The organism is Actinomadura sp. NPDC048955 (genome assembly GCF_040649435.1).
GTDB lineage: Bacteria > Actinomycetota > Actinomycetes > Streptosporangiales > Streptosporangiaceae > Spirillospora > Spirillospora luteofluorescens.
Window position 1 is genome coordinate 35,627 of record NZ_JBEZJI010000017.1, and the last position, 19,115, is coordinate 54,741.

Sequence of the window (19,115 nt, forward strand, 5' to 3'; positions counted from 1 at the left end):
TTCACTCCTCTATGAGGCCTTGTACCAGGGACCGAGCTCGCTGCGCAGCGCGTCGGGCGTCGCGATCGGCCTGGCCAGCAGATCGGCGAGGCCGGTGGCGACGTGGACGAGTTCCGCGTTGCTCTCCGCCTGCCGGTCGCGGCGGACCCGGATGTTGTCCTCCAGGCCCACCCGGCAGTCGGCGCCCCACGACAGCGCGGTCGCGACATGGCGGAACTCGCCCGGAAAACCGGTCGCGGCCACGCTGAGGCTCGCAGCGTCCGGTCCGAGGATACGGGCGGCCGCCTGGGACAGCATGAAGAAGTCGTCCAGGGCGTTGCCTGCGCCGCCGAGCACGCCCAGCACGAGCTGGATCCGCACGGGCCCTTCGAGGGTGCCCTCGTCGAGCAGGAAGCGGATCATGGACAGGTGCCCGAGGTCGTAGGCCTCCAGCTCCGGCGTCACGCCCAGGTCGCGGAACTCGGCGGCGAAGCGGCGGATGGTGCCGAGCGTGTTGGTGAACACGCCTTCGCCTGACTTGTCCAGGACCTCCTGCTCCCAGGCGTGCCGCACCTTCGGCCAGCGCGCCTTGTTCGGAAAGCCCTCGTAGTTCATCGTCCCGAGGTTCAGGGTGCCGATCTCCGGCCGGCAGGCGCGGATGCCGGCGAGGCGCTGCTCCTCGGGCATTCCCGGAGTGCCGCCGGTGCTGATGTTGATGACGGCGTCGGTCCGCTCGCGGACGCCGGCCACGATCTCGCGGAACAGGCCGGGGTCGCCGGAGGGGCGGCCGTCGGCCTCGCGGGCGTGGAGGTGGACGCTCGTGGCGCCCGCCTCGGCGGCGGCGACGGCCTCCTCGATGATGGCCTCCGCGCCGCACGGGATGTGCGGGCTCTGGCTCGGGAGGACGTCGCCGCCGGTCACGGCGGCGGTGAGGACGCACGGCTCGTACTTGTCGCGCAACATGGCTGATCCCTTCGGTAACGGTGGGTACTTCAGGACGCGAGCGTGCCGAGGTCCGCCGGTAGGCAGACGCCGGTCACCGCGGAGGAAAGATCACTGGCGAGGAACGCGAACAGGGCGGCGACCTCGTCCGTGCCGATCAGGCGTTTGACGGGCTGGCGGTCGAGCAGGAGCTCCAGCACCTGCTCCCGGGTGAGGCCGCGCAGGGCCATCTGCTCCGGCAGCTGGCTCTCGACCATCGGCGTCGACATCCAGCCGGGGGCGACCGCGTTGACGGTCAGTCCGTGCGGCGCCCCCTCCAGCGCGGCGACCTTGGTGAGGCCGTTGACCGCGTGCTTGGCCGAGACGTACGCGGCCTTGAACGGCTCGGCCACCATGCCGGAGACGGAGGAGGTGATCAGGACGCGCGACGCCGAGCGGCCGGTCAGCTCCGCCCAGGCGGCCTTCATGGCCAGGAACGGGCCCTTGACCATCACGCCCATGAGCCGGTCCCACTGCTCCTCGGGGAACTCGGGGATCGGCGCGACGAACTGCACGCCGGCGTTGAGGACCAGCACGTCGAGGCGCCCGTGGCGGCGCAGGGCCTCGGCGACCATGAGCCGGTTGCCCTCGGCCGTCGCCACGTCCGCGACGAAGTCGCAGGCACCGCCCTCGACCAGGTCGACGCCGACCACCTCGGCGCCCGCCCGGGCGAGGGCCCGGCAGATCGATTCGCCGAGCGCGCCGGCCGCACCGGTGACCAGGGCGACCCGGCCGGTGAGCAGACCGCTCAGGGAGGTTTCGAACACGCTGGTCAACGCCCCCTCGCTTCTCGTGGCGGATTCACCACATCGTTACTGTCACTTAGGGGCCGTAAGCTATACTTACGCTGAGAAGGGCGTCAAGGATGATGTCGATCCGGACGCCGGCCATCCGCGCTGTTCACTATATTGACGCCACCTGCCCGGGTCGGGCAGGCTGTCACCATGCCGCGCAGCGCAGGGCCGACCGAGGCCGGTAGACCGGGCAACCCGACGCCGTCCATGGCGGTCGTGGGCAACCTCGTGCGCGAGTTGCGCCACGCCGCCGGCCTCAGCATCGCCGCCCTCGCCCAGGCCTCCGACCTGAGCCCGGGCCTGCTGAGCCAGATCGAGCGCGGCCAGGGAAACCCCTCCTTCACGACGCTCGTGAAGCTGTCGCAGGCGCTCGACGTGCCGGTCGGGCGGTTCTTCCTCGCCGACACCGAGGCCGGCGCCCTGGTCCGCGCCGGCACCCACCGGCGCCTGCTGCTGGCCGACGAGAACCTCGAGTACACGCTGATCACGCCGCACATGAACGGCCGGCTCGGCATGATCAAGGCGCAGGTCGCCGCCGGGTGGAGCAACGAGAGCGCGCCGTTCGAGCACCCCGGCGAGGAGTGCATCCTGATCACCGAGGGCGAGCTCATGGTGTGCATCGCGGGCACCCTGCACACGCTCCACGAGGGCGACTCGATCACCTACGACTCCGGCCTGTCGCACTGGTACCGCAACGCCACCGACCGCAATGCCGTGCTCGTCGGCGCCATGACCCCACCGTCGTTCTGACACACGGAACACCCAGGCGCAGCCGATCCGGCTGCGCCTGATTCGTGCGTTCAACATATTGACATCGGATAGCCGGGTCGTCACCATGGCCGACACAAGTTCACTTTGATGAACACGGCCAGGCGCCCGGCTCCCGGGGCACCGCACCTCCCATCCGGCACATCACCGAAGGACCACCATGAGAATTCGTATGGGGCATCGGGCAGTCGTCGCGAGTGTCTCCGTCAGCGCGGCCCTCGCCGCCGGTTGCGGCGGAACATCGGGCTCCGCGGCCAAGGCGCCGCCGAACGTCACGAACGGCGTCGTCTCCATGACCCTCGACGGCCCGGTCAGCAGCTACGACCCGACCCAGGCGAGCACGTTCCAGGACTCCGTCGCCCTCGCCGCGCTGTACGACACGCTGGTCGCCTTCGACCCGTCCGGGAAGCTGGTCCCCGGGCTGTCGGACACGTGGAAGTCCACCCCGAAGACCGCCACCTTCCACCTCCGCGGCGGCGTCACCTGCTCGGACGGCACGGCACTGACCGGCGCGATGGTGGCGGCGTCGCTGAACCGGCTCTTCGATCCGGCGACCAAGGCGCCGCTCGTGCGCCAGGCGATCGGCCCGGGCAACTCGGCGAAGGCGACGTCGACCGCGGACTCGGTGACGATCACGATGGCGAAGGCCTGGTCGGACCTGGTGCCCGGAATGACCGGACCGTTCGCCGGCATCGTCTGCCCGTCCGGCATGAAGGACCCGTCGACCCTGCGGACGAAGTCAGCCGGCACGGGCGCCTTCGTCTCCGAGTCGCAGGTCACCGGCTCCAGCTACACGCTGACCCGGCGGCCGCAGTACGCGTGGGGTCCGGCGTACGCCGCCCAGACGGCGGGCGAGCCGCCGAAGAAGCTGGTGCTCAAGGTGGTGGACGACGAGAACACCCGGGCCAACCTGACCTCCACCGGTGAGCTCCAGATCCCCTCGTTCACCTCCAACGCCTGGGACCGGTTCAAGTCGACCGGCGGGATCACCGTCCGCACCTCGCCGCAGTCCGACACGATGCTCGTCTTCAACGAGACCGCCGGACATCCGACCGCCGACCGCGGCGTCCGGCTCGCGATCGCGCAGGCCTTGGATCGTTCCGTTCTGAACAAGGTGCAGAGCTTCGGCTCCGGCGAGCTGATCTCCAGCCTCGGCCGTCCCTCCTACGAGTGCTTCGACAGCGGCTCGAACGCCCTGGTCCCCAAGTACGACGCGGCCGCGGCCGCCAAGGCCCTCAAGGGCGTGAAGCTCCAGGTCATCGGCACCAACATCCTGGCCGGCGGCGCGGCCAACGACCAGGTCATGTCCGCGCTGCAGGCGGCCGGCGCCACCGCGACGGTCCGCACGATGGACAACCAGGCGTGGGTGTCGGACCTGTTCGGCGGCAAGAACGACTGGGACGTCACGATCTTCGTGTACGGCAACCGGCTGTCGAGCTTCCTGCCGGTCGGGCAGTTCTTCGTGCACGACGCGCCGCCGAAGGGCCTCAACATCGGCGCGACGAACAACCCGGAGGCGGCGCGGGCCTACGACCGGGCCGCGACCGGCTCGGCCGAGGAGAAGTGCGCCGCGCTGACGACCTTCCAGCAGTCGCTGCTGCGCAACGTCGACGTCCTGCCGCTGGCCACCGCGCCGGTGCACGTCCTGTTCGCGGGCGGGACGAGCGGCAGCGTCGTCAACGGGTTCGCGGTGCCGGCCTCGATCCGCGTCGCCAAGGCGGCCGGTTGATGGTGACGACCGCCGCGGGCGCGTCGGCGGCGAGCCGCGGGCTCGCCCGGCGGGTGGCCGGTTCCCCGTGGACCGGCTACCTCGCCCGGCGCCTCGGCGGCGTCGCCGCCGTGCTCGCCTTCCTCGTCGTCGTGACCTTCATGATCGTGCGCTGGGTGCCGGGCGATCCGGCCCGGCAGATCGTCGGGCTGACCGCCGGTGAGGAGGAGGTGCGGCAGGTCCGCGAGCGGCTCGGGCTGACCGAGCCCCTGTGGCGGCAGTTCGGCTCCTACCTCGGCGGACTGGCGCACGGCGACCTCGGCGCCTCCTTCACCACCGGCCAGCCGGTGTCGGCGATGCTCGCCCAGCGGCTGCCGCTCACGATCGCGCTGGCGACGAGCGCGCTGGTCGTCGTGCTGGCCGTGGCGATACCGCTCGGCACCGCGGTCGGGGTCGCGCAGCAACGCGGACGCGCCCGCGCCGCGACATCGTCGTTCGGCGTCGGCGCCTCGGTCCTCGGCGCCATGCCGGAGTACGTCGCCGGGACCCTGCTCGTCTTCGTGTTCGCGCTGACCCTGCGCTGGCTGCCCGTGCAGGGCGGCGCGGGGTTCACCTCGATGATCCTGCCCGCGCTGTCCATCGCCATCGCGCCGGCGGCGGTGCTCACCCGCCTGGTGCGCAACGAGACCGCGACGGTGCTGTCCCAGGACTACGTCACGATGGCGATGAGCAAGCGGCTGTCGAACACGCGCCTGCTCCTGCGGCACGTGGTCCCCAACGTCGTGACCAGCACGCTGACGCTCGGCGGCCTCATCCTCGTCGCGCTGCTCGGGGGGACGGTCGTCGCCGAGAACGTCTTCAACATGCCCGGCATCGGCTCGGAGATCGTGCGCGCGATCGTCAAGCGCGACTATCCGGAGGTCCAGGGGATCATCCTCGTCCTCGGGCTGGTCGCCGTCCTGATCAACCTGATCGTCGACGTCGCGCTGGGCCTGCTCGATCCGCGAGTGCTGACGAGGAGACGCTCATGAGACGCAACCGGCCTCCGGCGCCCCTCGTCGCCGGCCTCGTCCTGGCCGCCCTGATCGTGGTGGTCGCCGTCGTCGCGCCGATGCTGTGGCAGGGACGCGCCGACGCGCTGAGCGCCGACATCCGCCAGGGCCCCTCCGGGGCACACTGGCTGGGCACCGACGCGCTGGGACGCGACGTGTTCTGGCGGACCGTCGTCGCGACGCGGCTGACGGTCGAGATGGCGATCGCCGCCACCGCGATCGCCGCGGTGCTCGGCACGCTGCTCGGGGCGGGGATCGCCGCCGCCGGCACGGCCGTCCGCGCGGTGGGCGACCGGGTCATCGACCTGCTGCTGTCGTTCCCGCCGATCATCATCGCGCTGACGTTCACCGCGATCCTCTCGCCGGGGCGCGCGTCCGTGGTCGGCGCGCTCGGCCTGGCGTTCTGCCCCCAGTTCGCGCGGCTGACGAACCGGCTCGCGCTGTCGGTGAACGAGCGGGACTACGTCGCGGTCGCGCGGCTGCTGGGCGTCGGCCGGTTCCGCGTCCTGATCCGGCACGTGGTGCCGAACATCGCCGCTCCCCTGCTCGTGCTCGTCTCGGTGGGGTTCGCGACCAGCGTGCTGACGGTCTCCGGGCTCAGCTTCCTCGGGCTGAGCGTCCAGCCGCCGGCGTACGACTGGGGCAGCCTGCTGGCGAGCGGGCTGCGCAACATCTACGACAATCCGGGCGAGGCGCTCGGCCCCGCCCTGGCGATCCTGGTCACCGGGCTCGCCGCCGGCCTCGTGGGCGACGGCCTGGTCCGGCACCTGGATCCGCGCGGTGCGCCGCCGCCTCGGCGGCCCGCCCCCGTCCCCGCGCCGCCGCGCCCCGCACCGTCCGGCGGCACGGGGCCGGAAGGCGCCGCGGCGGCGTCCGTGCGGGGCCTGTCGGTCCGCCGGCCCGACGGCCGGGAGCTGATCCACGAGGTGTCGCTGACCGTCGGCGCCGGAGAGGTCGTCGGCATCGTCGGCGAGTCCGGCTCCGGCAAGAGCCTGACCGCGCTCGCGCTCGCACGGCTCCTGCCCCGCGAGCTGGACTGGTCCGCGGAGCACCTCGAGGTGAACGGCATCGATCTGGCCGACCCGGCGAAGGCCCCGCCCGCGCGGCTGGCCACCGAACTCGGGATCGTCTTCCAGGACCCGTCGAGCAGCTTCAACCCGGCGCTGCGGATCGGCACCCAGCTCACCGAGATCCTCCGGGTGCACACCGGGACGTCCCGGCGGCAGGCCGAGGCGATGGCGGTCGCCCGGCTGACCGAGACGCGGGTGTCCTCGCCCGAACTGCGGATGCGCCAGTATCCGCACGAGCTCTCCGGCGGCATGCGGCAGCGCGCGATGATCGCCGCGGCGATGCTGCACGAGCCGAAACTGATCATCGCCGACGAGCCCACCACCGCGCTGGACGTCACCGTGCAGGCCGACGTGCTGCGCCTGCTGAAGCAGATCAACCGCGAGCACGGCACGGCGATCCTGCTCATCTCGCACGACATCGGCGTGGTGTCCGCACTCTGCGACCGGGTCTGCGTGATGTACGCGGGGCGCGTCGTGGAGGAGGTGTCGGTGGAGGACCTCCGCCGGCGCGACGTAAGGCACCCCTACACGCGCGCGCTCCTGGCCGCCTCTCCCGAAACGGCGACGGACCTGGACGGCGCCCGGCTCGTGCCGCTTCCCGGACGCGCACCGTCCGCCGAGGCCCGGGAGGCGGGCTGCGCCTTCGCGCCCCGGTGCCCGCTCGCGGCGCCCGTCTGCGCCGAGGTCGTTCCCGCGCTGGTCGCCGAGCCCTCGGGCAACGCGGTCGCCTGCCACGCCGAGACATCGACCCCGGAGGTCCGGACATGACGCATACCGACGAACCGGGCGACATCGTGCTGAGCGCCGAGGGGGTTTCGGCGGGTTACGGCGCGCGCTCCCGCAACGTCCTGCACGACGTGAGCGTCGCGATCGGCCGCGGCCGCACGATGGGGGTGGTGGGCGAGTCCGGCTCCGGCAAGTCGACGCTGGCCCGGGTGCTGGTGGGACAGCTCGCCCCGGCCCGCGGCGTGGTCCGGCTCGACGGGGCGGACGTCCACCGGCTGCCGCGCAGGGAGCGCTTCGCGGCCCGCCGCCGGATCCAGCTGGTCCCGCAGGACCCGTACTCCTCGCTGGATCCCCGGATGCCGGTCGGGCGGGCGCTGGCCGAGGCGATCGACCCGCGCGGGCGGCTGCGCACCGGCACGCACCGGGACCGCATCACCGAGTTGCTGGAGTCGGTCGCGCTCGACGCCTCCGCCGCGCGGCGGCTGCCGCACGAGTTCTCGGGCGGCCAGCGCCAGCGCATCGTCATCGCGCGCGCCCTGGCCGCCGAGCCCCGGGTCGTCATCGCCGACGAGGTGACCTCCTCGCTCGACACCTCCGTGCAGGCCGAGATCCTGGAGCTGCTGCTCGACCTGCAGAGACGGCTGGGGCTGACCTACGTCTTCATCACCCACGACCTGGCGGTCGCGCAGTACATGTGCACCGACCTGAGCGTGCTGTACCTCGGCACGCTGGTCGAGCAGGGGGCGAGCGACGTCCTCTCCCGCCCGGGGCACCCCTACACCGAACTGCTGCGCGACAGCCGGCCCGATCCGAGCGGCCGGTCGCTGACGGAGCCGGCCGGCGGGCTCACGAGCGAGGACGTCGCCGACCCGGCGAATCCGCCGTCCGGGTGCGTGTTCCACCCCCGCTGCCGGTACGGGCCGCGGACCCACGGGGACCGCGGCCGCTGCGCGGCGGAGCCGCCGGTCCTCCGGGACGTCGCACCGCACGCGCGCAGGACGGCGTGCCACTACCCCATCGGGCCGGCCTCGGAGAACCTCGCCTCGCAGAACCCCGCCGAGGGCGGCCGCGGTGAGTGAGCGCGTGCCCCCCGGCCCGGAGGCCTTCCTGATCCGGGACGTGAACCTGATCGACGGGCACGGCGGGCCCGGCCGCCCCGGCCTCGCCGTGGTCGTCGACCGCCGGCGGATCGCGTGGGTCGGCCCGGCGGAGTCCGCGCCGACGTTCCCGGCGCACGCGATCGTCCACGGCGCCGGCCGCAGCCTGCTGCCCGGACTGATCAACTCGCACGTCCACCTGTCCGCCGACGCCGGGCCGGACTTCACCCGGCAGATCGTGTCCGACTCCCTGCCGCTCGCCGCGCTGAAGAGCGCGACGACGGCCGCGCTGACCCTGCGGACGGGAGTGACGAGCGTCCGCGACTGCGGCGCCGCCGACGGGGTCGTGATCGAGGTCGCCAAGGGGATCGACGACGGCCTCATCCCGGGGCCGCGCGTCCGGGCCGCCGGGCGGGTGATCACGATGACCGGCGGGCACGGCCACTTCATCGGGCGCGAGGCCGACGGGGTGGACGGGGTACGGGCGGCGACCCGCGCCGAGCTCAAGGCGGGCGCCCACTTCATCAAGGCGATGGCGACCGGCGGAGTGCTGACCTCGGGGGTGGATCCCGGGAACACCGCGCTGGTCCAGGAGGAGCTGGCGGTCGCGGCGCAGGAGGCGCACAACGCGGGGCGGCGCATCACCGTCCACGCCATCGGCAACCAGGGGATCAAGAACGCCCTGCGCGCGGGCGTCGACTCGATCGAGCACGGCATCCGGCTCGACGACGAGGCACTCGAACTCGCCGTCGCGCGGGACGCCTACCTCGTGCCGACGCTGCTCGCGGTGGCCTCGATCGTGACGGCCGGGACCGGCGCGGGCATGCCGCCCTGGGTGCACGAGAAGGCCGCGCGGGAGGCGGAGCGGCACCGCGAGAGCTTCGTCGCCGCGGTCCGCTCCGGTCTCAAGATCGCGGCCGGCACCGACGCGGGCACCCCGTACAACCCGCACACGGACCTGGTCCGCGAACTGGAGCTCATGGTCCGGTACGGGCTGACCCCGTCCGAGGTGATCCGCGCGGCCACCCGCAACGCCGCGGAGAACATGGACGTCCTGCACGACACCGGCACGGTGGAGGTGGGCAAACTCGCCGACCTGGTGCTGGTCGAGGGCGACCCCGCCGCCGACATCGGCGCGCTGGCGCGGATCCGGCTGGTCGTCAAGGACGGCCGGATCGTGCACGAGGGCGTGCGAACGGGCGAACACGCGGGCGAGGGCGGACTGGTGGGTGAGGCCTCATGACACACGCGATCCGCGATCCGGCGCTGACGGGCGGGCAGCGGGCGATGCTCGCGGGCGGCCACGGCGACGGCGCCGCGCTGGCCATGCGGGTGATCGTCCGGCTCGCCCGCGCGCTCGGCGCCGAACGGCTGATCCCGGTCGACTCGGCGCACGTCGACGGCTGCCTCTTCCACGGCCAGGTGGGGATCGACCTGGTCGAGCGGCTCATCGCCGGGGGCGCGCGGACCGCCGTCCCGACGACGCTCAACGTCGGCTCGCTGGACCTGCTGCACCCGGGCGTGGTGCGCGGCGAACCCGGCGAGCGGGCGGACGCCCGGCGGCTGATGGACGGCTACGTCGCCCTCGGCGCGAAGCCCACGTGGACCTGCGCTCCGTACCAGCTCCCGGAGCGGCCGGCGTACGGCCGGCACGTGGCGTGGGCGGAGTCGAACGCCATCGTGTTCGCCAACTCGGTCCTCGGAGCCCGTACCGACCGCTACGGCGACTTCGCCGACATCTGCGCCGCCGTCACCGGCTTCGCCCCGCTCGTGGGCCTGCACCTGGACGAGAACCGCGCCGGTCAGGACCTGTTCGAATGTTCGGGGGTGCCCGCCGGTACGTTCGATACGGACGTCGCCTGGGCGGCGCTCGGCCACCTCGCCGGCCGCCGGTCGGGGACCCGCGTCCCCGTGCTGACCGGGTTGCCCGGCGACGCGGACGAGGACCGGCTGAAGGCGTTCGGCGCCGCGGCGGCCTCGGCCGGGGGCGTGGCCCTGTTCCACGCGGTCGGCCTGACGCCGGAGGCGCCCGACGCCGCGACCGCCTTCCGCGGCCGCGCCGCCGAGCGGCGCTTCGAGGTGACCGCGGCGGACCTGCGCGCGGCGTGCGACGAGCTCACCACGGCGCGGGGCGGACGGCTCGACGCGATCAGCGTCGGCACCCCGCACTTCTCGGCGGCCGAGTTCCGCGCGCTCGCCGGGCTGCTGGCCGGCGGGCCGCCGTTCGACGCGGGCGTCGAGTTCTGGATCTCGACGAGCCGGGCCGTCCTCGCCGAGGCCGAACGCACCGGCGACGCGGAGGTCTGCCGCCGCGCCGGAGCACGGATCCTGGTCGACACCTGCACCTACATCGCCCCGGTCCTGCGGACGTCGGCGCGCGTGGTGATGACGAACTCCGCGAAGTGGGCGTGGTACGCGCCGACGAACCTCGGCATCGACGTGGTCTTCGCGTCGCTCGCCGAATGCGTGCTGTCGGCCCGCGCGGGCCGCGTGGTCCGCGACCCCGCCCTCTGGGAGGCGTCATGATCGGGACACCGCTCAGCCCGGGGCGGGCGACCGCCCCCCTGCTGCTGCTGGACGAGCCGCTGTCGTTCTGGGGCGGCAGCGACGTGGCGACCGGCGAGATCACCGACGTCCACCACCCGCAGCGCGGGGCCCGCGCCGCCGGCCGGGTGCTGGCCTTCGCCGCGAGCCGCGGGTCGAGTTCGAGCTCCACGGTGCTCGCCGAGCAGATCCGGCGCGGTACGGCGCCGGCGGCCGTCCTGCTCCGCCGCCCGGACGCGATCGTGACGCTCGCGGCGATCGTGGCCCGCGAGCTCTACGCGATCGAGATGCCCGTCGTCGTGCTGTCCGCCGGCGACTTCGACGCGCTCCCGCGCACGGGCACGGTGACGGTGGCGGCGACGGACGAGGGCGCCGAGGTACGGATCGAGGAGGCGGGACGGCGATGAGCTTCGAGGGGATCGACGGCGAGAGGATGCGGCGGCTCGCCGACGCGCGGCACCTGGTCGACGCGCTGGAGCGGGCGCTGCTCGGCGGCCTCCGGCCCGCGGACGAGCAGGGACGCGTCTCCCGGCCGACGCGCCACGGCGAGTTGCTGCTGATGCCGTCGGAAGTCAGCGGCCATGTCGGCGTCAAGGTGCTCGGCCTGGCACCGGGCAACCCGGCCCGGGGACTCCCGACCATCTCCGGCCTGTACCTGCTGATGGACGCCCGCACGCTCCGGCTGGTGGCCATGCTGGACGGCGGGGAGCTCACCCTCCTGCGGACCCCGGCCGTGTCCGCCCTCGCCGCGCGGCACATGGCGGCCCGGCCGATCCGCACGGCCGTCGTGTTCGGCAGCGGGCCGCAGGCGCTCGCGCATATCGAGACGTTCCACGCGCTGCACGGGCTGCGCGACGTGGTCGTCGCCGGACGTGATCCTGCGCGGACCGAGCGGCTCGTCCGCCGCTGCGCCGACGAGGGCCTTCGCGCCCGCGCGGGCTCGGCCCGTGACGTGCCCGAGGCCGACGTCGTGCTCTGCTGTACCAGCGCCCGCGAACCGCTGTTCGGGGCGGAGCTGCTGGCCCCGCGGACCGTGGTCGTCGCCGTCGGCTCCCACCACCCCGAGGCCCGCGAGCTGGGCGACGACGTCATGGCGGGCGCACAGGTCGTGGTCGAGTCGCGGACGGTCGCGACGACCGAGGCCGGCGACGTGGTCCAGGCCCTCGCCCACGGGGCGATCGAGGAGACCGGCCTGATCGAGCTGGCCGACCTGGTCCGCGGCGAGCCCCTCGCGGACGACGCGAGACCGAGGGTCTTCAAGAGCGTCGGCATGGCCTGGGAGGACCTCGTCGTGGCGGTCGCGGTGCACGAGCGCGAGCGGGCGCCGCGATGACCTCCGGGGACTTCCGCCGGGTCGGCGCCGAAGTCAGCAACTGGGGCCGGTGGGGCGCCGAGGACGAGCGCGGCACCACCAACCTCATCACGCCGCGGGAGATCGTGGGGGCGGCGCGTCTCGTGCGCAAGGGCGCCGTGTTCGACCTCGGGATCCCGCTCGGGGCCGACGGCCCGCAGGCGTTCCCCGGCCGTATCAATCCGCTGCACATGATGACCGAGACCGGTGCGGGCCAGGAGTACCCCGGCGGCGCGAAGTGGTCGGACGACTACGTCGTCATGCCGCTGCAGGCCGGGACGCAGTGGGACGCGTTCGCGCACGTCTGGTACGACGGCCGGCTCTACAACGGGTTCGGCGAGGACGCGGTCGGCCCGCACGGCGCGTCGCGGTGCTCGATCGACGCCCTCGGCGGCGGGATCGCCGGGCGGGGCGTCCTGCTCGACGTCGCCCGGCACGCCGGTGTCGACTGGCTGGAGGGCGGCCACGTGATCGGCCCGGAGACGCTCGACGCAGTCGCGGAGTGCCAGGGCACCGAGATCCGCGCGGGCGACGTCCTGCTGGTCCGGACCGGTTGGTGGAAGAAGTTCGCGGTCGAGCGGGACGCCGCCGGGTGGATGAGCACCGAACCCGGGCTCGGCCTCGACTGCGTGCGGTGGATCCGCGACCACGACCTCGCCGCGCTGGGCATGGACAACTGGGGCATAGAGGTGGCGCCCGGAGAGGACCCCGCCGTCACCAGCCCCGTGCACTGCGTGCTGCTCCGCGACGTCGGGATCCCGCTCGGTGAGATCTTCGACCTGGAGGCCCTCGCGGAGGACTGCGCGGGCGACGGCGTCCACGAGTTCTTCTTCGTCGCGCCGCCGTTGAAGGTCACCGGCGCCGTCGGATCGCCCGTGAACCCGCTCGTGCTGAAGTAGGCGCGGGCAGAATCGCGTAGCGGCAACGGCTCCCGCGTGGGGCTCAGCAGGCTGCCAGGAGTGCGGAGAGTCCGGTCAGGGCCGGGATTCGATGGATCCCGGCCGGCGTCGGAGCCGCCGTGCCCGCTCGGTCGAGCCAGACGGCGTGGAGGCCCGCACTGCGCGCGCCTTCGGCGTCCACGTCCAGTTTGTCGCCGACGTAGGCGACGCGGACGGGCGGCGACTCCAGGGCTGCGCACGCGGCCAGGAAGGCTTGGGGATCGGGTTTCGCGCAGCCGAGGCGGTCGGAGCAGAGGAGCACTTCGAAGTGGTGGCGCAGGCCCAGGGCCGTCAACCGGCGCTCCTGATGGACGGTGGTGGAGTTGGACAGGATTCCTTGGCGGTAGGGAAGCGCGTCCAGCGCCGGCGCCGCGTCGGGGAACGCCGACCATGCCGCTTCGAACAGCGCCTCGTACCGGTCGTGCCAGGCGTCCGCGTCGATGTCGCTCAGCGGACGGTCCACGAACGTGCGGACTCTCGCGCGGCGGTACTCGTCGTAGGTCAGCCGCCCCGCCGCGAGGTCCCGGCGTGCGGTCTCGGTGATCCGGTGCCAGCGGGCCAGTGCGGCCTCGCCGGCGGGCAGGCCCTCCGCCTCGAGGTGGCGCAGCAGCCCGGTCCGTTCCGAGCCGGTGAAATCGAAGATCGTGTCGTCGACGTCCCACAGCACGGCCTCGATCATGATGTGAGGCTAGTTCGTCGACGGAGTGGATGCGCGGGTCGTACGACGTCCGCGCGGCCGAACGGAGCAGGGGATGAAGGCTGTGCGTTTCAGCCGGTTCGGAGGGCCCGAGGTCCTTGAGGTCGTGGAGTTGCCCGACCCGCGCCCGCGCGCCGGTGAGGTGCGGGTCGCCGTGCGCGCGGCCGGGGTCAGTGCCGGCGACTGGAAGAAGCGCGGAGGGCTGATGGAGCGCGATCTCCCCCAGACCCTCGGGTACGAGGCGGCGGGCGTCGTCGACGAGGTCGGCGACGGCGTGGCGGACGCGGCCGTCGGCGATCGCGTGTTCGGGTTCTGCGTCGAGGGGGCGGCCCAGGCCGAGCTGGCCGTGCTGTCCCACTACGCGCCCATTCCGCCCTCGCTCGACTTCGCCGGCGCCACCGCGCTGCCGGCGGCCATCGAGACGGCCGCGCGCGCCCTCGACCAGCTCGGTGTCCGGGACGGCTCCGCGCTGCTCGTCGACGGCGCGTCCGGGAGCGTCGGCAGCGCCGCGGTCCAGCTCGCCGTGGTCCGAGGCGCGCGCGTGATCGGCACCGCCGGGCCGGCGAACCAGGAGTATCTGCGCTCGCTGGGGGCCGAGCCGGTCGTCTACGGCGCGGGTCTGGTCGAGCGGGTCCGCGCACTGGCGCCCAGCGGTGTGGACGTGGCGCTCGACGTCGCCGGAAGCGGGGTGCTGCCCGATCTGATCGAGCTCGCCGGCGGCGCGGAGCACGTCGTCACGGTCGCCGACTTCGGCGGCGCCCGGGAGCACGGGGTGCGGTTCAGCCGCGGGGACGACGGCCGCGCGGTCCACGTGCTCGATGAGATCGGCGCGCTGGTCGAGGCGGGGCGTTTCTCGCCGCCCGTCACGCGGACCTTCCCGCTCGCCGAGGTCGCGGAGGCGCACCGTGCCGGCGAGGGCGGCCGCGCGCGCGGCAAGATCGTCCTGCTGGTCGGCTGATCCGGCCCGCCGAGCCACGGCGATACGGGGCCGGGGGCGCGGCGCCGGGGTAGGGTCCGGGTATGTCACGGGCGGTGTCTCGGGATCCCGATCGGCTCGTTCTGTTCACCGACGCGGTCGTGGCGATCGCCGTGACGCTGCTGGTGCTGCCGCTGGTGGACGTGGTGCCGGAGGCGGTGAACGCGCACCAGCGGTCGGTCGAGGTCGTCACCGAGCATCTCCCGCAGATCTGGGCCTTCACGCTCAGCTTCGTGGTGATCACCCGGCTGTGGTTCGTGCACCACCGGGTGTTCGAGCACGTCGGCGGCTACACGCGCGCGTTGATGGCGCTGAACACGGGCTGGCTGCTCGCCATCGTGATCCTGCCGTTCCCCACGGAGATGGTGGCCTCCTATCCAGGCGACGACCGCTTCACCGTGATGCTCTACATCGGCAACGTCCTCGTCGCGACCGCCTGCCAGGCCGCGCTGACCGTGCTCTCCTACCGGGACCCGGACGTCGCGTCGAAGACGGACCCGGCCGGGATCGAGTCGGTCCGCTCCGCCCTGTCGGCCGTGGTGCTGCTCGCACTGAGCCTCGCCGTGGTCGCGGTGCTCCCCGGTGTCTCGTACTACGCCCTGCTGCTGCTCTTCCTCTCGAAGCCGGTGAGCAGGATCTGGAGCCGCGTCGGCATCTGAGCCGCACCCCCGCGGCGGCGGGGCTTATCAAGGTTTAACCTCCTGGGCGCCATGCTCGGGGCATGCGTGTGCTGATCGTTGAGGATGAGCGGGTGCTCGCGGACACCGTCGCCGAGGGGCTGCGCGACGAGGCCATGGCCGTGGACGTGGTGTACGACGGCGACGACGCGCTGGAGCGGGCCTCCTACAACGAGTACGACGTCGTGGTGCTCGACCGGGACCTGCCGACGGTCCACGGCGACGACGTGTGCCGGGAGCTGGTGGGCCGGCGGAGTCGCGCGCGGATCCTGATGCTGACCGCGGCCGGGGACGTCGACGACCGGGTGGACGGGCTCATGCTCGGCGCCGACGACTACCTGCCGAAGCCGTTCGTGTTCGGCGAGCTGGTGGCGCGGGTGCGGGCGCTGGCGCGCCGGTCGGGGCCGCCGGTGCCGCCGGTCCTCGAAGGGCGGGGCGTCCGGCTCGATCCGCACCGGCGCAGGGCGGCGCGGGACGGGCGGGAGCTGCGGCTGACCAACAAGGAGTTCGCCGTGCTGGAGGAGCTGCTGCGGGCGGAGGGCGGTGTCGTGAGCGCCGAGCGGCTGCTGGAGCGGGCGTGGGACGAGAACATCGACCCGTTCAGCAACATCGTCCGGGTCACGATGGCGACGCTGCGGCGCAAGCTCGGGCAGCCGCCGGTGATCGAGACGGTGACCGGGTCCGGGTACCGGCTGGAGGCGCGGTGAGGAGGCCGAGCGTCAGGACGCGGCTCACGCTGGTGTACGGGTCGCTGTTCCTCGTCACGTCGGCGGCGCTGGTCGCGGTGACGTACCTGCTGACCGTCAGGACGATGGACGGCCGGTTCACCTCGCGCCAGAACGTGGACGGGGCGACGATCACCCGGTTGCGCGCGCTGGCCGTCGACGGGGACCTCACCGAGCTGGTGCGGTTGAAGGCCGACGCCGACCGTGAGCTGGCGCGGCAGAAGCACGACGTCCTGGAGCAGCTGCTGCAGAGCTCCCTGGTGACGATGCTGGTGCTCGGCGTCCTGGCGGTGGTGATCGGGTACGTGGTGGCGGGGCGGATGCTGCGGCCGCTGCACACGGTGACCGCGACGGCGCGGCGGCTGTCGGAGAGCACCCTGCACGAGCGGATCGCGCTGGACGGCCCGCAGGACGAGATCAAGGACCTGGCCGACACCTTCGACCGGATGCTGGACCGGCTGGACCGCGCGTTCGACGCCCAGCGCCGGTTCGTCGCGAACGCCTCGCACGAGCTGCGCACGCCGCTGACCATCAACCGGACGGTCCTGGAGGTCGCGCTGGCGAGCCGCAGGAGCCCGCCGGAGACCAGGGCCCTCGCGGACGTCCTGCTCGGCAACACCGCGCGCCACGAGCGGCTCATCGAGGGGTTGCTGCTGCTCGCGAAGTCGGAGAGGGAACCGGCCGCGCGGGTCGGGACGCCGCTGCGGGACGTGGTGCGCAGCGCCCTCGACCAGCTCGACGGGAAGGCGGAGGAGGCGGGCGTGGACGTCGAGGCGCGGCTCGGCCCGGCCGCCGTGTCCGGTGACCCGGTGCTGCTGGAGCGGTGCGCCGTGAACCTGCTGGAGAACGCCGTGAAGTACAACGTGCGGGACGGGCGGATCTGGGTGCGCACGGGCGTCCGGGACGGCGAGGCGTTCCTGCGGGTGGTCAACACCGGGCGGCCCGTCCCGTCCTACGAGGTCGCGACGATCTTCGAGCCGTTCCGGCGGCTGGGCGCGGACCGGACGGGGTCCAGGGACGGCGCGGGGCTCGGCCTGTCGATCGTGCGGGCGGTCGTCACGGCCCACGGCGGCGCGATCGACACCGTCCCGCGCCCCGACGGCGGCCTGTCGATCACGATCCGGCTCCCCGTGTCCCCCGAACCCGCCCTCACGGTCTAGGGCCTACTTGAATCGGGCTCGGGCCGGCCGGGGCGGGCGGTCAGCCAGCGGTGCACGACCTTGCCGGTCGCATTGCGCGGCAGTTCGGGGATGAAGTAGACGTCGCGGGGGACGGCGTAGCGGGCGACCTGGGCGTGCGCGTAGGCGCGGACGGCGTCGGCGTCGAGCCGGGCGCCGGGCCGCAGGACGACGAACGCGGCGAGGCGCTGTCCCCATTCGGGGTCGGGGACGCCGGTGACGGCGATCTCGCGGATCTCCGGCATCCGCAGCAGGGCGTCCTCCACGTCGCGGGGGACGATGTTCTCGCCGCCGGACACGACCACGCCGTCGCTGCGGCCGTCCACGAACAGCAGGCCGCGGTGGTCGATGTGGCCGAGGTCGCCGGTGGCCAGCATCCCGTCGCGGACCTCCATCGGCTCGCCGCCCGTGTAGCCCTCGAACAGCAGTTCGTTCGCGGCGAAGATGTGCCCGCGGGTGGAGCGGCCGAGGCGGCGGCCGTCCTCGCCGAGGATCGCCAGGGCGGTGTTGCGGGGCGGGCGCCCGGCGGTGCGGGGGTCGATCCGCAGGTCGCGCGGGGTCGCGATGGACACCCAGGACGCCTCGGTGGAGCCGTAGACGTTGTAGAGCCGGTCGCCGAACGCGTCCATGAACCGGGTGGCGAGGTCGCCGGGCAGCGCGGCGCCGCTCAGCGCCGCGATCCGCAGCGAGGACGCGTCGTACCGCTCGCGGACCCCGGGGGCCAGTTCCAGGATCCGCTGCAGCATGATCGGGACGGCGAACAGGGTGACGTCGCGGTGGGAGGCGACGGCCCGCAGGGTCGCCTCGGGGTCGAACCGGCGGTGCAGGACGACCGGCGCCCGCAGCGCCCACGCCATCTGCAGCGCGGCGTAGCCCCAGGTGTGGAACAGCGGCGCTTCGATGATCATGGTCTGCCGGGCGCGCAGCGGGATCAGGGACGTCATCGAGGCCAGCGGCCACAGGCCGGGGCGGGGCGGGCGGCGGGCGCCCTTGGGGCGGCCGGTGGTGCCCGAGCTCAGCATGATCGTCCGGCTCTGGATCTGCGGGGGCGCGGCGGCGGACGCCGGCGCCGAGCGGATGATCTCCGCGATGCTCGGCCCCGGGCCGGCGGGGGCGGCGTCCGGGGCGGTGCGGGGCGGGGGCAGTGTCGCGGCGGGGACGGGGGCCGCCAGCGGGGCGGCGGCGGGCGGCCGGTGATCGGCCCACACCACGGTCCGGCGCAGCGCGATCGGGACGTTCGCCAGCAGCGGCGCGAACTCGGCGTCCGCGACGAGCAGGGTGGGGCGCAGTTCGCCGAGCACGGCGCGGATCTGGCCCGTCCCGAACCCGGTGTTGAGCAGGACGACCTCGGCGCCGCGCCGGGAGCAGGCGACGAGGGTCAGGGCCATGCCGCGGTGGTTGCGGCACAGGACGCCGACGCGGGGGCGGGGGCCGTGCAGGGGCAGCCCGGCGGCGAGGCGGGCGGCGCGCTCGTCCAGCTCGGCGAACGTCAGCTCACCCTCGTCGTCGATCAGGGCGGTGCGGGACGGGGAGCGGGCGGCGGCGGAGGCGACCAGCCCGGCGAGCGTCGTGCCCCAGCGCCGCAGCGTGCCGAACTGGCGGGGCAGCCGGCGGGGGCCGCCGGAGAACAGCAGGCCGGTGCGGAGCAGGAGGGCGGCGAGGTCGCGGATGTGCCCGATCCGCCGGCGCATTCCCGGCCGGTATGCGGGCCTCGCGTGCGTCACCGTGCCCTCCTCCGGTGATTTCCGGTCACGTTACCCATCAGTCATTAACCGGACAAGGGTGTCAAGGGCCTGGCGGCGGGCATCGGGGCGATGAGCGGCGGGTCAGTGGTTACTGACGAGTAGCATTAAG

18 protein-coding genes are annotated in these 19,115 nt (G+C 73.5%); 14 read left to right on the top strand and 4 right to left on the bottom strand.

Features of this window, described 5'->3' with window-relative positions:
- Positions 1-9: 9 nt before the first annotated feature.
- Both AB0C84_RS18465 and AB0C84_RS18470 read right to left on the bottom strand, forming a co-directional pair.
- Entirely contained in the window at positions 10-942 is a 933-nt protein-coding gene (locus AB0C84_RS18465; RefSeq protein WP_258939580.1) for a 3-keto-5-aminohexanoate cleavage protein, read from the bottom strand.
- A gap of 29 nt (positions 943-971) precedes the next feature.
- Positions 972-1,727, bottom strand: a complete 756-nt coding sequence (locus tag AB0C84_RS18470) for an SDR family oxidoreductase (protein ID WP_361067413.1) — start codon at positions 1,725-1,727, stop codon at positions 972-974.
- A 177-nt stretch (positions 1,728-1,904) separates the two neighbouring features.
- On the opposite strand from AB0C84_RS18470, the gene AB0C84_RS18475 reads away from it, so the two are divergent.
- From AB0C84_RS18475 to AB0C84_RS18520, 10 genes are all read left to right on the top strand, one after another.
- A complete protein-coding gene (locus AB0C84_RS18475; RefSeq protein WP_361067416.1) occupies positions 1,905-2,504 on the top strand; it encodes an XRE family transcriptional regulator in 600 nt (199 codons plus the stop codon).
- A gap of 190 nt (positions 2,505-2,694) precedes the next feature.
- Positions 2,695-4,251 (top strand): ABC transporter substrate-binding protein, encoded by a 1,557-nt coding sequence (locus tag AB0C84_RS18480; protein WP_361067419.1) that lies wholly within the window; start codon positions 2,695-2,697, stop codon positions 4,249-4,251.
- A complete protein-coding gene (locus AB0C84_RS18485; protein WP_361067422.1) occupies positions 4,251-5,261 on the top strand; it encodes an ABC transporter permease in 1,011 nt (336 codons plus the stop codon). Before AB0C84_RS18480 ends, AB0C84_RS18485 begins: the two co-directional genes overlap by 1 nt.
- A complete protein-coding gene (locus tag AB0C84_RS18490; protein ID WP_361067425.1) occupies positions 5,258-7,120 on the top strand; it encodes a dipeptide/oligopeptide/nickel ABC transporter permease/ATP-binding protein in 1,863 nt (620 codons plus the stop codon). The genes AB0C84_RS18485 and AB0C84_RS18490 overlap by 4 nt, the downstream gene beginning before the upstream one ends.
- Complete coding sequence (locus AB0C84_RS18495; protein WP_361067428.1) at positions 7,117-8,157, top strand: ABC transporter ATP-binding protein; 1,041 nt, start codon at positions 7,117-7,119, stop codon at positions 8,155-8,157. Before AB0C84_RS18490 ends, AB0C84_RS18495 begins: the two co-directional genes overlap by 4 nt.
- Positions 8,150-9,418 carry an amidohydrolase family protein gene (locus AB0C84_RS18500; protein ID WP_361067431.1) on the top strand — a complete coding sequence of 423 codons (1,269 nt, stop codon included), beginning with the start codon at positions 8,150-8,152 and terminating at the stop codon, positions 9,416-9,418. The genes AB0C84_RS18495 and AB0C84_RS18500 overlap by 8 nt, the downstream gene beginning before the upstream one ends.
- Positions 9,415-10,701 (top strand): aconitase X catalytic domain-containing protein, encoded by a 1,287-nt coding sequence (locus AB0C84_RS18505; protein WP_361067434.1) that lies wholly within the window; start codon positions 9,415-9,417, stop codon positions 10,699-10,701. Before AB0C84_RS18500 ends, AB0C84_RS18505 begins: the two co-directional genes overlap by 4 nt.
- Entirely contained in the window at positions 10,698-11,126 is a 429-nt protein-coding gene (locus AB0C84_RS18510; protein WP_179847454.1) for a DUF126 domain-containing protein, read from the top strand. The genes AB0C84_RS18505 and AB0C84_RS18510 overlap by 4 nt, the downstream gene beginning before the upstream one ends.
- On the top strand, positions 11,123-12,052 hold the full coding sequence (locus AB0C84_RS18515) for an ornithine cyclodeaminase family protein (protein WP_361067438.1): 930 nt from the start codon (positions 11,123-11,125) through the stop codon (positions 12,050-12,052). The genes AB0C84_RS18510 and AB0C84_RS18515 overlap by 4 nt, the downstream gene beginning before the upstream one ends.
- Positions 12,049-12,969 carry a cyclase family protein gene (locus AB0C84_RS18520; RefSeq protein WP_361067441.1) on the top strand — a complete coding sequence of 307 codons (921 nt, stop codon included), beginning with the start codon at positions 12,049-12,051 and terminating at the stop codon, positions 12,967-12,969. The genes AB0C84_RS18515 and AB0C84_RS18520 overlap by 4 nt, the downstream gene beginning before the upstream one ends.
- A gap of 43 nt (positions 12,970-13,012) precedes the next feature.
- Here the strand turns inward: AB0C84_RS18520 and AB0C84_RS18525 are convergent, their stop codons facing one another.
- Positions 13,013-13,687, bottom strand: coding sequence for an HAD family hydrolase (locus AB0C84_RS18525; RefSeq protein ID WP_361067444.1), 675 nt, complete (start codon positions 13,685-13,687; stop codon positions 13,013-13,015).
- 73 nt (positions 13,688-13,760) lie between these two features.
- Here AB0C84_RS18525 and AB0C84_RS18530 point away from each other — a divergent pair, with 73 nt between their 5' ends.
- From AB0C84_RS18530 to AB0C84_RS18545, 4 genes are all read left to right on the top strand, one after another.
- Positions 13,761-14,663: an NADP-dependent oxidoreductase gene (locus AB0C84_RS18530; protein ID WP_361067447.1), complete on the top strand. Its 903-nt coding sequence runs from the start codon at positions 13,761-13,763 to the stop codon at positions 14,661-14,663.
- Between the two features lie 62 nt (positions 14,664-14,725).
- A complete protein-coding gene (locus AB0C84_RS18535; protein ID WP_361067450.1) occupies positions 14,726-15,340 on the top strand; it encodes a TMEM175 family protein in 615 nt (204 codons plus the stop codon).
- Between the two features lie 62 nt (positions 15,341-15,402).
- Positions 15,403-16,065 carry a response regulator transcription factor gene (locus AB0C84_RS18540; RefSeq protein WP_361067453.1) on the top strand — a complete coding sequence of 221 codons (663 nt, stop codon included), beginning with the start codon at positions 15,403-15,405 and terminating at the stop codon, positions 16,063-16,065.
- Positions 16,062-17,243, top strand: a complete 1,182-nt coding sequence (locus tag AB0C84_RS18545) for an ATP-binding protein (RefSeq protein WP_361067456.1) — start codon at positions 16,062-16,064, stop codon at positions 17,241-17,243. Before AB0C84_RS18540 ends, AB0C84_RS18545 begins: the two co-directional genes overlap by 4 nt.
- Here the strand turns inward: AB0C84_RS18545 and AB0C84_RS18550 are convergent.
- Positions 17,240-18,985, bottom strand: a complete 1,746-nt coding sequence (locus AB0C84_RS18550) for an AMP-binding protein (protein ID WP_361067459.1) — start codon at positions 18,983-18,985, stop codon at positions 17,240-17,242. The genes AB0C84_RS18545 and AB0C84_RS18550 overlap by 4 nt on opposite strands.
- Between the last annotated feature and the right edge of the window lie 130 nt (positions 18,986-19,115).

Coding starts and splice junctions, on each gene's coding strand:
- AB0C84_RS18465 (WP_258939580.1), bottom strand. CDS start 942: ATGTTGCGCGACAAGTACGAGCCGTGCGTCCTCACCGCCGCCGTGACC.
- AB0C84_RS18475 (WP_361067416.1), top strand. CDS start 1,905: ATGCCGCGCAGCGCAGGGCCGACCGAGGCCGGTAGACCGGGCAACCCG.
- AB0C84_RS18480 (WP_361067419.1), top strand. CDS start 2,695: ATGGGGCATCGGGCAGTCGTCGCGAGTGTCTCCGTCAGCGCGGCCCTC.
- AB0C84_RS18485 (WP_361067422.1), top strand. CDS start 4,251: ATGGTGACGACCGCCGCGGGCGCGTCGGCGGCGAGCCGCGGGCTCGCC.
- AB0C84_RS18490 (WP_361067425.1), top strand. CDS start 5,258: ATGAGACGCAACCGGCCTCCGGCGCCCCTCGTCGCCGGCCTCGTCCTG.
- AB0C84_RS18495 (WP_361067428.1), top strand. CDS start 7,117: ATGACGCATACCGACGAACCGGGCGACATCGTGCTGAGCGCCGAGGGG.
- AB0C84_RS18505 (WP_361067434.1), top strand. CDS start 9,415: ATGACACACGCGATCCGCGATCCGGCGCTGACGGGCGGGCAGCGGGCG.
- AB0C84_RS18510 (WP_179847454.1), top strand. CDS start 10,698: ATGATCGGGACACCGCTCAGCCCGGGGCGGGCGACCGCCCCCCTGCTG.
- AB0C84_RS18515 (WP_361067438.1), top strand. CDS start 11,123: ATGAGCTTCGAGGGGATCGACGGCGAGAGGATGCGGCGGCTCGCCGAC.
- AB0C84_RS18520 (WP_361067441.1), top strand. CDS start 12,049: ATGACCTCCGGGGACTTCCGCCGGGTCGGCGCCGAAGTCAGCAACTGG.
- AB0C84_RS18525 (WP_361067444.1), bottom strand. CDS start 13,687: ATGATCGAGGCCGTGCTGTGGGACGTCGACGACACGATCTTCGATTTC.
- AB0C84_RS18530 (WP_361067447.1), top strand. CDS start 13,761: ATGAAGGCTGTGCGTTTCAGCCGGTTCGGAGGGCCCGAGGTCCTTGAG.
- AB0C84_RS18535 (WP_361067450.1), top strand. CDS start 14,726: ATGTCACGGGCGGTGTCTCGGGATCCCGATCGGCTCGTTCTGTTCACC.
- AB0C84_RS18540 (WP_361067453.1), top strand. CDS start 15,403: ATGCGTGTGCTGATCGTTGAGGATGAGCGGGTGCTCGCGGACACCGTC.